The following is a 14,477-nucleotide window of genomic DNA, read 5'->3' as shown; positions in this document are numbered from 1 at the left end:
TTATTAAACTCTTTGATGGATATATTTTTGCCTTTCAACAGGCCTGTAAAGAGTGTCGCGCTGTAAGGGAGTTTTGCCTGCAGATAGGATTATATCTTTTAATTCATTTTCAGAAAGAGATTCTCCAAAAATCGCACCTGCCGCTTTCGATATCTTTTCTTCTCCAAGTGTGCCTCCTATATCGTTAACTCCCAAAGAAAGAGCTTTTTTTACTCCTTCTACTCCAATTTTTACCCAGCTTGCCTGAATATTTCTTATCAGATTTCCGAAAAGAAGTCGGCTTACTGCATATACCTTATAGATAAGATTATTGTTCTCTTCTTTTCTGATTTGTCTCTCTTTAGCCAATCTTGTATTTTTAGAAACAAAAGGCAATGGGACAAATTCTGTAAATCCCATTGTCTCCTTCTGAATGGATTTGACTATATGAAGGTGTTTGGCAATATGCAATGTTGATTCAATATGGCCAAACATAATTGTTGATGTAGTCGGAATGCCTGTTTTATGTGCGCATTTTATTACATCTATCCATTGGTTGACCGATAACTTTTCAGGGCATATTTCCATTCTTACATCATCTGATAGAATTTCAGCGGCTGTGCCGGGCATTGAATCTAAACCATTCTCTTTTAAAATGCGCAAAATTTCGGCAACAGTTTTGCCGGATTTTTCAGCCAAAAAAAATATCTCCATTGGAGAGAAAGCATGGATGTGAATAAAGGGATATTTTTTTTTGACTGAATTTAGAATCTCAATATAATAGTCAAGATTTAAATCTTCATTCAGACCGCCTTGAATACAAACTTCTGTTATTTCATTGGGATTAATTTTTTCAAGGATTTCATCTATACTCATACAGTAGCTCTTTTCATCAGAGCTGTCTTTTCTAAAGGCGCAGAATTTACACTTATTGCGGCATATATTTGTGAAATTTATATTTCTATTTTTTACATATGTAACGATATTTCCGCAAAGAGATGCCCTTAAAGAATCAGCTGATTGATAAAGAAATTCTAATTCCTTTGCTGATTCAATTTCCAAGAGTGCTTTAGTTTCTTCCAAGCTCAGATCTTTTCTTGAAAGCGCTTTTTCTATTATCTTTTCAGTTGGCATCATAATATAATCCTTTCAATGGTGGATTATTTTACTTTTAATCCCTTTTGTCAAATCGAATTTATGTGCCTTTTAAGTTCTTAAAAATTGTGAAAAATGATAATAATGAAAAGCGTAAAACTTCCAAGTTTATTAAATATTAATAAGATTGACTGAATATGATATTTTTATTATTTAAGCACAAACTTTAGGAAGAGAATAATGACAGAGCTTAAGAATATAAGAAATTTTTCAATAATAGCGCATATTGACCACGGCAAGTCGACTCTTGCTGACCGTTTCCTTGAAATTACTGGTGCTCTTAGTGAAAGAGAAATGGCTGAGCAAGTACTTGACGGTATGGACCTTGAAAGAGAAAAAGGGATAACGATAAAATCTCATGCAGTGCGAATTAAATATTCTGCAAAGGATGGTAATCAATATATCTTGAATCTTCTTGATACACCGGGACATGTAGACTTCAATTATGAAGTTTCAAGAAGTCTTGCTTCCTGCGAAGGCGCTTTAGTCCTTGTCGATGCTTCACAGGGAGTCCAAGCTCAGACATTAGCAAATGTATATCTTGCAATGGAAAATGACCTTTATATGATTCCCATACTTAATAAAATCGACCTTCCACAGGTTGATATAGAAAAATCTAAAAGGGAAATGGAAGAAATTTTAGGATTTGATAAGGAAGAGATCCTTTGCGTAAGCGCAAAAAAAGGAATTGGAATTTCAGATGTTTTGGAAGCAATAGTTAAGAAAATTCCTCCTCCTTCAGGTGATCTGAATGGCCCCCTTAGAGCCTTAATTTTTGATTCTTGGTTTGATTCATATCAGGGGGCAATTATTCTTGTTAGGGTCTTGGACGGTGTGTTGAAAAAAGGCGATAGGATAATGTTTATGTCAAATGGCAAAGAGTTTGATGTTTCAAATGTTGGAGTATTGACTCCAAAACCTCTTTATGTGGATAGGTTGTCAGCAGGTGAAGTAGGGTTTGTCATAGCAGGCATTAGAAATGTCAAGGATACGAATATAGGTGATACAGTTACTCATTCCAATAAGCCTGCAAAAAAGGCTTTTCCGGGATTTAAAGAAGTAAAACCGATGGTCTTTGCAGGATTATATCCGGGTGACAGTGAGAATTATGATATTTTGCGCGATTCAGTTGAAAAGCTTAGTCTTAACGATTCGGCATTTACTTATGAGCCTGAAAGCAGTGCCGCCTTAGGATTTGGCTTCAGATGCGGTTTTCTTGGGCTTTTGCATATGGAAATAATTCAGGAGCGTCTTGAAAGGGAGTTTGGTATATCTTTGATAACAACTGCTCCTACAGTTAAATATAGAGTAATTAAGAAAAGTGGAGAAGTAACCGAAGTGGATAATCCCCAAAAGATGCCCTCTCCTTCAGAGATTGAGAAAATAGAAGAACCCTATATTCTTGCAAGTATTTTTACGCCTCCTCAATATATTGGAGGTATCGTTACATTGGCGCAGGAAAAAAGAGGAATACAAAAAGAGATAGAATATCCGGATGTTAATCGTGCAATAATACATTATGAGATACCTTTCAATGAAATGGTCCTTGATTTTTACGACCGTCTGAAATCTGTCAGCAAAGGATATGCATCTTTGGATTATGATTTCATAGGGTTTAGAGAATCAGACCTTGTAAAACTTGATATATTGATAAATGGGCAAGAAGTGGATGCACTGTCTATAATTGTCCACAGAAGTAAAGCATATACAAGAGGCAGAGAGTTGGTCGAGAAGATGAAGAGTGTAATTCCAAGACAGATGTTTGAAGTGGCGATACAAGCGGCTATAGGAACAAGAGTAATTTCAAGGGAAACAGTAAAAGCATTAAGAAAAAATGTTACGGCAAAATGTTATGGAGGAGATATTACAAGGAAGAGGAAACTTATTGAAAAACAAAAGGAAGGAAAGAAGAGAATGAAGCATGTGGGGAATGTAGAAATTCCACAGGAAGCATTTATGGCAATTCTCAAGATTTAAAATCTATTTTTATTCTTTATATGGTCAAGATTAAGTGATAAAAAACTTTTATTTGAGAAAGAATAATGACAGGAAAAGTTAAAAAAGAAAAATCTACTATCAGAGAATATGTTGAAGCAATATTGATAGCTCTTCTTCTTGCATTGGTTATAAGGACTTATATCGTCCAAGCTTTCAAGATTCCTTCCGGTTCAATGCTTGAAACATTGCAGATAGGAGACCATATTCTTGTAAATAAATTTGGCTATTGGTTTTACGAACCTAAGAGACGAGATGTGATCGTTTTTAAATTTCCGAAGAATGAAAAAAGAGATTTCATCAAAAGAATCATTGCGAAAGAATATGATGTAATCAAGGAAAGAGACAAAGTAATTTATGTGAATAATGAAAAACAGCATGAAAAATATGTGATACATAAAGATTCCTTCATAATACCCCGCAGATCTTCTGAAAAATATGGCGATGAAGCAGTAAGAGATAATTTTGGCCCTATCAAAGTTCCTGAAGGATGTTATTTCGTAATGGGAGATAATCGAGACAGCTCTTTGGACAGCCGCTTTTGGGGATTTGTAAGAAGAGAAAAGATTAAAGGTCAGGCATTCATTATTTACTGGTCTTGGGATTCTCACAAACCTTTTCCAAGAAATATTCGCTGGAATCGAATTGGTAAACTTATCCGCTAAATTTTATTTTTATGGATAAGATAGAGAAAAGAAAAAATCAAAATTCAATTACACCAATGATTCAACAGTACCTCAAAATTAAGTCTCAATATAAAGATGCTATCCTTTTTTTTAGAATGGGTGATTTTTATGAGATGTTTTTCGAAGATGCAAAAGTAGCCTCAAATATATTACAGATTGCATTGACTTCAAGGGGAAAAAACAGCGGCGAAGATGTACCTCTATGCGGCATCCCATACCATGCAGTAGATTCATACCTTCCTAAACTTCTCGCAAAGGGATTTAAGGTGGCAATTTGTGAGCAGCTTGAAGACCCATCTACTGCGAAAAAGATAGTAAAAAGAGATGTTGTAAGAGTTGTAACACCGGGCACTATTACTCAGCCAGAATATTTAAATCCCAAAAGCAATAATTATTTAGTATCAATTTGTAGAGGGAAATATGGATTTGGTTTAGCGGCGGTTGATATTACAACAGGTGAGTTTTTAACCAGCCAATTTGACTCAATGGATTATGGAGTATTATTAAATGAAATAATCAGAATCGAACCTCAGGAGATACTTCTTCCTTATGGACTTGAAGATGATTTTAAGAAAAATATTTTGAAAAAATTAGGCTATTCGCCTCTCATTTCAACTTATGATGATTGGCGATTTGAAGAAGAATCGGCGCGAAGGGCGCTTCTGGAAGGGTTGAATGTGGCTTCCCTTGCAGGTTTTGGCTGTGAGAATATGTCGGAAGCAGTGAGGGCTGCAGGCGGACTTTTTCAGTATTTAATAGAGACACAGAAGAATATCCTTAAGAATATTACTTCGCTGAAAACTCTTTCATCAGGCGATTATCTTGTACTTGATGGGACTACGCTTAGAAATCTTGAAATCTTTAAAAACCAGCTCGATGATACTCAATCTGCAACATTGCTTGATGTTATTGACAATACAAAGACTGCTATGGGTGGAAGATTAATCAGAAAATGGCTTTCAAAACCACTCATAAGTGTTGATAAAATCAGAAATCGGCAATTGGCTGTCAAAGAATTTATTGAAAAGAGCAGAGAAACTTCAAAAATAATCGCAGAACTCAAAGAATTCAGAGATATTGATAGAATTTTGGGAAAATTGGCTTCCGGAAATTGCAGTCCAAGAGACATTGTTGCATTAAGAAAATCCCTTGACCATATTCCTCCTATACTGGAAGTGCTTAATGAGTTTGACAGCAAATTGATAATAGCTCTTAAAAATGAAATGAGCACTTTTGATGAGATGAGAGAGACTTTATCCAGTGCACTGGTCGAAAATCCGCCTCTTAACATTAGGGATTGCGGAGCCATAAGAGATGGTTTTGACGCGAAGTTAGACCAATTGAGAGATATCAAAAACAATACGCGTAAATGGATTTCAGAGCTTGAAGAAAAGGAGCGCCAAAGAACTTCTATATCTTCGCTCAAGGTAAAATATAACAAAGTTTTCGGCTACTATATTGAGGTGACGAAAGCCAACTTACAAAATGTGCCGGACAATTACATAAGAAAGCAGACACTGGTAAACGCCGAGCGATTCATAACGCCTGAACTGAAAGAGTATGAAGAAAGTATTTTGAATGCAGAGGAGAAGATTAAAGAAATAGAGACGAAGATATTCGACGACCTTGTCAAAAAGGTAGAGGAGAATATGACAGCAATTCAAAAAACCTCATCTGCAGTAGCACAGATTGATGTTCTTTCCAATCTTGCAAATATTGCCGCAGAAAACAACTATGTATGTCCTGAAGTCAATGATTCAGACAAGATATACATAAAAAACGGCCGTCATCCTGTTATTGAAAAACTCTTCTTCGATGAAAAATTTGTACCTAATGATACCTATCTCGATTGTTCAGAAAATAGAATGATGATTATAACTGGACCTAATATGGCTGGTAAATCAACCTATATGCGGCAGGTGGCATTGATTGTAATACTTGCACAGATGGGATCTTTTGTGCCAGCGGAAAGCGCTGAAATAGGAATTGTTGATAGAATTTTTACGAGAGTCGGGGCAAGCGACAACCTTGCACGGGGTCAAAGCACATTTATGCTCGAAATGAATGAGACAGCCAATATCGTGAACAATGCCTCAAAGAGAAGTCTCATAATTCTTGATGAAATTGGAAGAGGCACAAGCACATTTGATGGAGTCAGCATTGCATGGGCTGTTGCGGAATATATTCATTCCCATCCGAGTCTTGGGGCAAGGACACTTTTTGCAACACACTATCATGAGCTTACGGAATTAAGTGATGTTTTGGAAGGCGTTAAAAATTATAATGTTGCTGTGAGAGAATGGAATGATGAAGTTATTTTTTTAAGAAAGATAGTTGAAGGAGGGACTGACAAAAGTTATGGGATTCATGTTGCAAAACTTGCAGGTTTGCCGTCAAAAATCATAGAACGAGCGAGAGAAATTTTAAAGAATTTAGACTCTCGAGAGTATAATGAAAAGGGATCCCTTTCTATACTTGGAAAGAAAGAAGGAGAAGAAATAAAAAACCAACAGATACTTCCCTTATTCAATAAGGAGGAAACAGATGTTATAGATGAACTTCGCAACATCGATATCAATTCAATGACGCCAATTGATGCGCTGAATTATCTTAATAATATCAAGAAAAAATTAGAAAAAGGAGAAAATTGACATTGAATGTATATGAAAGAAATATAAATGCTTCGATTGAAACTCCTGCTGGAGAAAACCTTATAACAAGAGCATCACTTCTTGACTTAGACCATAATATAAGAATTCAGCTCATAACTGAGATTGCAACAAGGACGATAACTTCGGCATCAGTTGAAATGGTCAAGACTCCCTTTGAAGCCTGCCGCCAAGCTTTGCCAAATGTCGAGAAGTTAAAGGGATTGAAGATTGAGAGAGGCTTTGCAAAGAAGATGAGAAAGATTGTTGGAGGGAATACAGGATGCACGCATATAGTCGAGCTTATGCTGACGGCGGCTTCTTTGACTTCAAATGCTATACTTCTTGAAGCGGCAAGAGACCCCATAAAGAGGCGGCTTTTTGCAATGAAATCTGAAAGTGAGAGAATGAATGAGCTTGAAGATTTCTTAAAAGACAGCTGTGTAGTTTTTAAACAAGAAGAGTGAAAAGAGATAAAATCATAATAGATACAGACTGTGGTATCGATGATGCAATAGCGATTAAGGTTGCTTCTCATTATTTTGGGAAAAACTTGATAGCTATTACCGTTGTTGCTGGAAATGTTCCAATTGAAAAAGCCGGAGAAAATGTATGCCGTTTATTGCCGCTCTTTAATGAAAATTACAAAAATATTCCTATCTATTTAGGAAGTGGAAAACCTCTTCGCGGAAAATTATTCCCTTTTGCATTTGAATATCATTCCTCTGATGGACTTGGAGGATTGTCAGGAAAAATAGATAAAATTATAGGCAGTTATAAGATAAATGCTTCAAAAATTTCAGCCATAGAAGCAATGGCGGATATTGTTAGAAAGGAAAAATCGAATTCATTAAGGTTAATCACAATAGGACCGCTTACCAATATTGCAAAAGCGATTTTAAAATATCCTGATATTATGAAAAGGATTAAAGAGATAATCATTATGGGAGGAAGCTTCTATTATCCCGGGAATATTACGCCGCTGGCTGAATTCAATGTTTATTGCGACCCTTATGCCGCATCTGTTGTTTTTTCTTCGGAGATTCCAATCAGAGTTTTAGGACTAAATATAACGGAAAGGGTTTTCTTTAAAAAAAATGAAGTTGAAAGGTGCTTTAAAGATGCAAAAGGGCAAATAGGAAAAGTCTTAAAAGAATTATTGCTTCGTCATATTAAACTTCATAGAAGGGCAGAAAAGTTTGAAGGAGCTTTCCAGCACGATCCTGTTGCTGTTGTTGCGGCATTAAAGCCGAATCTTTTTTGGTGGGAGAGAAGAAATGTAAATATCATAGTTGAGAATAAAGAACTTAAAGGTATGACATATGCCGATTTTAGGAGAAAAAGCATAAGAAGCGGCAATACTTTGATAGCAGTTGATTTAGATATAGAAGCAGTAAAAAAGGTTATAATTGAAGGTATTCAATGAAAAATAGTTTGGTCGTAGTTGGCAGCGCAAATGTAGATTTTAGTGCTAAATGTGAGAGGCTTCCTTCAAAAGGTGAAACGGTTTTGGCATCCTCTCTCGAGATTAGCTTTGGCGGTAAGGGTGCTAACCAGGCATTAGCTGCACTTAAAGGAGGTGCGGATGTCTTTTTCATTACAAAAGTGGGATGTGACGAATGGGGAAGAAGATATAGAGATTATCTCAAAAGTAAAGGAATATCAGAAAATGGAATATTGAGAGATAAGAGAGAGCATACAGGCATAGCGCTTATTACTGTAGATGAAAAAGGGGAAAATATCATATCTGTTTATCCCGGTGCAAATTCACTTCTTTGCCCAAATGATGTGCTGAGAGGTGAGGTTTTTTTTAAGAAATCATCTGTCCTTTTACTTCAGCTTGAAATTCCAATGGAAACTGTGGACAAATCTTTATCCTTAGCAAAGGAGAATAGATTGTTGACAATTCTAAATCCTGCACCTTCAAGAAGATTGGCAAATTCATTGCTTAAAAAAGTTGATCTATTGACACCAAATAGAAAGGAAGCTGAGGAGATATCGGGAATTAAAATAGGAAGTAAAAGGGATGCATTGAAATCTGCGGAAATTCTTATGAAGAAGGGCGTAAAATCGGTTGTCATAACATTAGGCAGGGAAGGAGCAATTTTTCACAGCATAAATAAAACTTTATCGTTTAAACCTCCCACTGTAAATGCAATAGATAGCACCGGCGCAGGCGATGCTTTCAATGGTGCTTTAGCGGCATATATTTCTAGGGGTGAAGATATTGAAAATGCTTGTAGAATGGCAGTAGCGGCAGGGACATTTTCTGTTGGGAGGAGAGGAATCCATAATTCATATGGGACTGAAAGGCAGATAAAGAAAATAAACAGGTTAGTTGAAGTAAGGGAGATAAAATGTAACTGAAAAATATACTCTTATTCATCTAATGTTTCAGTGCCTTTACAGGCTTTAACACATACACCGCATATTGAAACTCCGATTCCCCTAATCTTTGAAAATTCTTTGAGTTTAATGATACATTTTTCTCTTTCATATCCCGCTTCAGTGATTGCTTCAGCAGGGCAGAGAGATATACATTCATTGCATTTTTTACAGCTTCCTTCCAAAGGATTACCTGTCGGTAGAGGGAGGTTTGTTAAAATTGTAACAAGGCGAACTCTTGCACCATATTGAGGAGTGATGAATAGAGTTGAGCGTCCTATATAGCCCAATCCTGCTTCTCTTGCCACAAGTCGATGTGAAAGATGTCCAAGCTGTTTTTCCCAATCTACCATCTGAGATGAAGGGATTGGCACGCTTGAATATCCTAAAGAGTCGATTTTTTTGCAAACTGCAAGGGCAATTTGGTCAAGACGATAATTGACGGCTTTATAGTGGTGTTTATAGATTAATGTGGGAGAATCTTTAATATCGTTAATAATAGCATCTGATAGCTTCACAACTATTGAAATTGCATAGGGAAGTGAATCTGCTATTTTTATAATTAGAGGATGAAAGGTCTTTTTAATGTTTTTGATATCTGCCACCCCTATAAGCGATGCGCCTTCTCTTATAGCAATTTCCTGTAACTGTTCAAAATTTTTTTCTCTCTCATCCATTTTTCAGATTTTCCTCTACTCTTCAGTTGCTTTTTTAATAGACTTGAAGGTGATATCAAGAAGTGAATTTAATTCCTCTTCACTTATTGAAAGAGGGGGCATCAATACGACTACATTACCAAGGGGACGAATTACTGCGCCCATTTCTCTTGCAAAATCAGTAACCTTATAACCCATCTTCAATTCAATGGGATATGGTTCTTTCGTTTTTTTATCCTTTACCAATTCAATACCTGTTATAATTCCCTTTTGCCTGATATCTCCAATGTGCTTTAGCTCTTTGAATTCTTTTAATCGATTTTCAAGAAGCTCAATCTTCCCTCGGAGCTTTTCCAATATATTTTCCTTTTCGAAAATTTCTATCGATGCTAATGCGGCTGCACAGGCGAGAGGGTTGCCTGTATAGGTATGGCCATGAAAGAAAGTTTTGAATTCTGAATAATCTCCTAAAAATCCATTATATATTTTTTCTGTGGTGATTGTCACAGCAAGAGGTAAATATCCGCCTGTAATCGATTTTGCAAGGGCAAGAAAATCAGGTGTTACTTCTTCATGCTCACACGCAAACATTTTACCTGTTTTGCCAAAACCGACCGCTACCTCATCGGCGATAAGAAGCAGGTTGTATTTGTCACATATATTGCGCACTTTTTTTAAATAACCGGGAGGTGAAACAATCATTCCTCCTGCACCCTGTACAAGTGGTTCGAGAACGACAGCTGAGATATTTTCAGCATCTTGTAATATTATTTCTTCCATTTTGTCAGCACAGGCGAGTGAACAGGAGGGGTAGTCTAATTCCAATTCACATCTATAGCAATATGGCGAGGGAGATTTATATGAATCAAAAAGCAAAGGTCTGTAAAGTTCATGAAAAAGGTCAATGCCTCCAACACTCACTGCACCAAGAGTGTCTCCGTGATAACCTTCTTTTAGGCATACAAACTTTCTTCTTTCTCTGCCTGTTGTCTGTTTCCAATATTGGAAGGACATTTTAAGTGCAATTTCAACGGCTGTTGAGCCATTATCAGAATAAAATATTTTAGAGAGACCTTTGGGGACAATCTCTCGAAGCTTCATTGCAAGTTTTATTGCTGGGACATTTGATATACCAAGTAGAGTAGAATGGGATATTTTCCCTATCTGCTCTATTATTGCTTCGTCGATTTCTTTTTTTCTGTGTCCATGTGTTGTTACCCACAAGGAAGAAACTCCATCGATATATCTTTTCCCGTATATGTCGATCAGATAACTTCCTTCTCCTCTTTCAATTATCAAGGGTGTGCTCTGTGTATATTCCTTCATTTGCGTAAAAGGATGCCAAATTATATTTCTGTCTGCATCTTCTAATGTTTTCTTATAGTCATCATTTTTTGAAATATTTCCATTTGGCATTTTAACTGCTCACCTCCGGTTTAAGTTCAGCATCTTCTATCATTTGCATATCATCTTCAGGTGAATTCCCTTTTGTTGTAAGATAGTTGCCCATAAGAGTGCCGTTTGCACCTGCAAAGAAAATCATTGATTGTAGAGAGCGAAGATTCACTTCTCTGCCGCCGCAGATGATAATATCCTTTGAAGGCAGAATAAAACGATATAGAGCAATAAGACGGAGTATTTCAAGAGGTTTCATAGGTGTCATACCCTCAAGAGGCGTGCCGGGAATAGGATTTAAAAAATTCATAGGAACCGAGTCAACATTTAGCTCTTTTAAAGTGAATGCAAGTTCTATTCTTTGTTCTTCACTTTCGCCCATTCCGAATATACCGCCTGAACAAACCTTGAAACCAAGGGATTTGGCTGTTTTTACAGTTTCAATCCTCTCTTTGAAAGTGTGTGTTGAACAGATATTTTGATAGAAGCTTTCTGCCGTTTCAAGATTGTGATGGTAATTGGTCAGTCCTGCATCCCTAAGTTTTTTGCCTTTTTCATAGGTGAGCGCACCAAGCGAGGCGCACGATGGAATCTTGAATTTTCCTGAATATTTTTTAAATGTTTCGAGGAGTTTGTTAAAATCATTTTCATTTCTTATTTCTTTGCCGCTTGTAACAACAGAAAACTCACTTGCACCGCTCTTGTATGCATCTTCTGCCCTTTTTATAATTTCATCAGGATTCATAAGAGGATAAACAGGAGCATTTGTCTTATAGTGGGCAGATTGGGCGCAGAATGAACAATCCTCTGAACAATTGCCTGATTTTGCGCTTACGATTGAGCAGAGAATAATATTTTTGCCTTTGTATTTCTCTCGTATTCGAGATGCTGAAGCAAAAAGGTCGAGAAAGCAATCCTTTGAATTTTTATAGATATTTAATGCTTCATCAAAGGATATTTCATAACCTTCCAAGATTTTTTTCTCAATGTCGTAAATTATCATTTTTACCTCGTAATCAAGATTTAATCCTGTTGATAGATATCATTATTTAGATGAAAATTAAAGGCGATTCTAAGTTTTTAAAACATTCAGCACTCATTTTCAATCTCAATAACTTCAAAATTTGTTTATTTCAATATTCATCCAAAGGATATTAATCTATGGTAATCATTATTATGAAGGCAATGTTTATGAAATTGAAAATAGCAGACAAAAATTGTTTAAAATAAAGACAAAAATCCGAAAAAAATAGCTATGTTTTTCAGTAAGAAAAATAAGAAGGGTTTTACCCTGATTGAATTGATGATTGTTGTTGCAATTATAGGAATTCTTGCTGCTATTGCGGTGCCGAATTTTCTGAAGTTTCAAAGCCGCGCAAAGCAATCTGAAGCTAAAAACAATCTTTCAGCAATTTTCACCGCTGAAATTTCTTATTTTGGAGAATATAACAGCTTTGGGACAAAATTTTCTGATATCAGATGGGTATATGAAGGAAGCACACGATATGAGTATTTCCTGTCGGACAGTGAAACAACAGGCAGCGTTAGCGGTTTGTCTGTGCCAAATGGTGTTGCTGTAACATCCTATGCATTTACTGCAGGTGCAACAGGAAATATCGATAATGACACATCATATTTTGATATGTGGACAATAAATGATAAAAAAATTCTTACCAATTTGACAAATGATGTGAATTTAGATTAACAATTGATTCCTCTTTTTCTCCGCTTTTGAAAGCTTACCGATTTATATTTCTGGATTTTTCTCAATTTTATTTATAAAAATTTAGTAGATTATTAGAAAGGAGAAAAAATGTGTAATCAATGGAATAGAAAATTTTTAATAATTGTATTCTCACTAATTCTTCTTACAGGATACTCTGTAAATCGAGTTGATGCAGTTAAGAATCGAAGAAATACATTAAAGGTTAAAAATGCTTTTCCCCTTTATGAAAAATCTTACCGTATTGGAATATCAGCATCTAAGCTTAAATCATTAGGTAAATATATGTTGAAGCTTATCAATAAAGACCGCAAAAAAAACGGCTTGGCAAAGGTTAAATGGGACAGTATAGCAGCAAAGGCAGGGCAGAAGCATTCAGATGAAATGGCAAAAGGAGGATATCTTTCTCACTGGAATAAAAAGGGGCAAAAACCTGACCAAAGGTATACAAATGCAGGGGGCAGAGATTATGTTGCCGAAAATGTTTATATGCATTGTGAATTTAGTGGGGATATTGCTCTTAGCAAAAAGAGAATCAAAAGCGCTGAAAAGACATTTATGAATAGTGCTGGGCATAGAGCAAATATATTGAGAGGCACTCATACTCATGTTGGCATTGGAATTGCAGTAAAGAATGGATGTATATTTATTTCACAAGAATTTGTAGACCGGTTTGGGACATATGGAAAAATTCCAAAAAAAGCTGATGTTGGAGAAGAAATTATAATAACCGGTACATTGGATAGTGGAGTCGATTTTGATTTCATAGGCATATATTGGGAGGAGAAGCCAAAAAAGATGTCAAAGAAAAAGTTGAAAAAAACAGGAAGTTATTCTTCTCCTGAAACTTTTGATAAGGTTACTTACTATAATAAATCATCAGGTGTAATTATTAATGGTCAATCCTTTTCCCTTCAAGCGCCTGTAGGGGATTTTGGTCCCGGGTTATATTATGTGAGGATAAGGGTAGTTAAAGACGGGAATGATGCGCTTGCATCTCAACGGACCATCCTTGTCAAATAGATTTTTGAAGATAATAACCTATTTTTTTCTTCTAACATAAATCGCAGAAAGGCTAATTGCAATAGTTAAAAGAAGGAATGATGAAGGTTCGGGAACTAACGTTACAAAATTATCAAATCGCATATCTGTTCCGCCGAATGTCGTTCCATTGATGAAGACCTCGATTGCCCCGACATTTGAAAAATCTGCTCCACTGCCGCTTTGGATTATAAAATTGGAAAAAAGAGCAGTATAAGTTTGTGGTGTTGTATAGATACCACCGGGAAGATTGATTGTATATTTTGACCAATTGGAGGCATCAGTATAGATTGAGATATCGATAGTTGCAGGAAGATCATCAAAGAGAACTGTAAGCGATACTCCGTTATTATTGTTTCCTTCTGTTATATCTATTCCACCAAGCCCTGTTGGATTTAGTGAAGGGCTGTTGTCTATGCCGTCCCAAGTTAAAGTAGTACTTGCAGTGCTTGAAGCGTTCTGAGATTGATCCAACACTGAAAAGCCCCCTAAATCGGCTTCGACAGTTACTCCAGCTCCTGAAATCAACTGCACTGTCATATCTCTTTCATTTCCCAAAATATCTCCTGAGGTAGAAGTAACCGAACTGCTTTGTGTCCCCGGTGAACTCAAACTGATAACCTGATGAGTGTCGAATGAATCGATAACCATTGCATTAATGTTTATGCTTACAAATATGAAGCAAATGATGATGAATAATATCTGTATCAAATTGTTCTTTTTTATAATCTTCACTTTTTCTCCTCCCCCATTAACATATCTTTCCTCTTAAAAAAAAAAAAAAAAATATGCCAAGATGATGAAAATTATATTT

The 14,477-nt window shown here is 36.1% G+C and carries 13 protein-coding genes; 8 read left to right on the top strand and 5 right to left on the bottom strand.

What is annotated here, in order from left to right:
- Positions 1-3 precede the first annotated feature (3 nt).
- A complete protein-coding gene (cofH, locus tag D6734_09665) occupies positions 4-1,113 on the bottom strand; it encodes a 7,8-didemethyl-8-hydroxy-5-deazariboflavin synthase subunit CofH (GenBank protein ID RMF93631.1) in 1,110 nt (369 codons plus the stop codon).
- A 201-nt stretch (positions 1,114-1,314) separates the two neighbouring features.
- Between cofH and D6734_09660 the strand changes: the two genes are divergently transcribed.
- The 6 genes from D6734_09660 to rbsK all read left to right on the top strand — a co-directional run bounded on the left by D6734_09660 (position 1,315) and on the right by rbsK (position 8,830).
- Positions 1,315-3,111: an elongation factor 4 gene (locus tag D6734_09660; protein RMF93618.1), complete on the top strand. Its 1,797-nt coding sequence runs from the start codon at positions 1,315-1,317 to the stop codon at positions 3,109-3,111.
- 65 nt (positions 3,112-3,176) lie between these two features.
- Positions 3,177-3,794, top strand: a complete 618-nt coding sequence (lepB, locus tag D6734_09655) for a signal peptidase I (GenBank protein RMF93617.1) — start codon at positions 3,177-3,179, stop codon at positions 3,792-3,794.
- Positions 3,795-3,805: 11 nt separating this feature from the next.
- A complete protein-coding gene (mutS, locus tag D6734_09650; GenBank protein ID RMF93616.1) occupies positions 3,806-6,466 on the top strand; it encodes a DNA mismatch repair protein MutS in 2,661 nt (886 codons plus the stop codon).
- Positions 6,445-6,930: a DUF2889 domain-containing protein gene (locus D6734_09645; protein RMF93615.1), complete on the top strand. Its 486-nt coding sequence runs from the start codon at positions 6,445-6,447 to the stop codon at positions 6,928-6,930. The genes mutS and D6734_09645 overlap by 22 nt, the downstream gene beginning before the upstream one ends.
- A complete protein-coding gene (locus D6734_09640) occupies positions 6,927-7,889 on the top strand; it encodes a hypothetical protein (protein ID RMF93614.1) in 963 nt (320 codons plus the stop codon). The genes D6734_09645 and D6734_09640 overlap by 4 nt, the downstream gene beginning before the upstream one ends.
- Complete coding sequence (rbsK, locus tag D6734_09635) at positions 7,886-8,830, top strand: ribokinase (GenBank protein RMF93613.1); 945 nt, start codon at positions 7,886-7,888, stop codon at positions 8,828-8,830. Before D6734_09640 ends, rbsK begins: the two co-directional genes overlap by 4 nt.
- An 11-nt stretch (positions 8,831-8,841) precedes the next feature.
- Here rbsK and D6734_09630 read toward each other — a convergent pair whose 3' ends face one another.
- The 3 genes from D6734_09630 to bioB are packed head-to-tail and all read right to left on the bottom strand — an operon-like array spanning position 8,842 to position 11,902.
- On the bottom strand, positions 8,842-9,525 hold the full coding sequence (locus D6734_09630; protein ID RMF93612.1) for an epoxyqueuosine reductase: 684 nt from the start codon (positions 9,523-9,525) through the stop codon (positions 8,842-8,844).
- A gap of 15 nt (positions 9,526-9,540) precedes the next feature.
- Positions 9,541-10,920: an adenosylmethionine--8-amino-7-oxononanoate transaminase gene (gene bioA / locus D6734_09625; protein ID RMF93611.1), complete on the bottom strand. Its 1,380-nt coding sequence runs from the start codon at positions 10,918-10,920 to the stop codon at positions 9,541-9,543.
- 1 nt (position 10,921) lies between these two features.
- The gene (bioB, locus tag D6734_09620; protein RMF93610.1) at positions 10,922-11,902 is read right to left on the bottom strand and encodes a biotin synthase BioB; all 981 of its coding nucleotides are present in this window, start codon (positions 11,900-11,902) and stop codon (positions 10,922-10,924) included.
- Between the two features lie 252 nt (positions 11,903-12,154).
- Between bioB and D6734_09615 the strand changes: the two genes are divergently transcribed.
- Both D6734_09615 and D6734_09610 read left to right on the top strand, forming a co-directional pair.
- Complete coding sequence (locus tag D6734_09615; GenBank protein ID RMF93609.1) at positions 12,155-12,604, top strand: prepilin-type N-terminal cleavage/methylation domain-containing protein; 450 nt, start codon at positions 12,155-12,157, stop codon at positions 12,602-12,604.
- A 108-nt stretch (positions 12,605-12,712) separates the two neighbouring features.
- Positions 12,713-13,645 (top strand): CAP domain-containing protein, encoded by a 933-nt coding sequence (locus D6734_09610; GenBank protein ID RMF93608.1) that lies wholly within the window; start codon positions 12,713-12,715, stop codon positions 13,643-13,645.
- Positions 13,646-13,663: 18 nt separating this feature from the next.
- Here the strand turns inward: D6734_09610 and D6734_09605 are convergent, their stop codons facing one another.
- Complete coding sequence (locus D6734_09605) at positions 13,664-14,398, bottom strand: PEP-CTERM sorting domain-containing protein (GenBank protein ID RMF93607.1); 735 nt, start codon at positions 14,396-14,398, stop codon at positions 13,664-13,666.
- Between the last annotated feature and the right edge of the window lie 79 nt (positions 14,399-14,477).

It is taken from the genome of Candidatus Schekmanbacteria bacterium (genome assembly GCA_003695725.1).
Lineage (GTDB): Bacteria > Schekmanbacteria > GWA2-38-11 > GWA2-38-11 > J061 > J061.
Note: the sequence above shows the minus strand (reverse complement) of the source record. Positions and strands in the feature narration are given on the sequence as shown.

Coding starts and splice junctions, on each gene's coding strand:
- D6734_09610 (RMF93608.1), top strand. CDS start 12,713: ATGTGTAATCAATGGAATAGAAAATTTTTAATAATTGTATTCTCACTA.
- cofH (RMF93631.1), bottom strand. CDS start 1,113: ATGCCAACTGAAAAGATAATAGAAAAAGCGCTTTCAAGAAAAGATCTG.
- lepB (RMF93617.1), top strand. CDS start 3,177: ATGACAGGAAAAGTTAAAAAAGAAAAATCTACTATCAGAGAATATGTT.
- mutS (RMF93616.1), top strand. CDS start 3,806: ATGGATAAGATAGAGAAAAGAAAAAATCAAAATTCAATTACACCAATG.
- bioA (RMF93611.1), bottom strand. CDS start 10,920: ATGCCAAATGGAAATATTTCAAAAAATGATGACTATAAGAAAACATTA.
- rbsK (RMF93613.1), top strand. CDS start 7,886: ATGAAAAATAGTTTGGTCGTAGTTGGCAGCGCAAATGTAGATTTTAGT.
- D6734_09615 (RMF93609.1), top strand. CDS start 12,155: ATGTTTTTCAGTAAGAAAAATAAGAAGGGTTTTACCCTGATTGAATTG.
- D6734_09660 (RMF93618.1), top strand. CDS start 1,315: ATGACAGAGCTTAAGAATATAAGAAATTTTTCAATAATAGCGCATATT.
- bioB (RMF93610.1), bottom strand. CDS start 11,902: ATGATAATTTACGACATTGAGAAAAAAATCTTGGAAGGTTATGAAATA.
- D6734_09630 (RMF93612.1), bottom strand. CDS start 9,525: ATGGATGAGAGAGAAAAAAATTTTGAACAGTTACAGGAAATTGCTATA.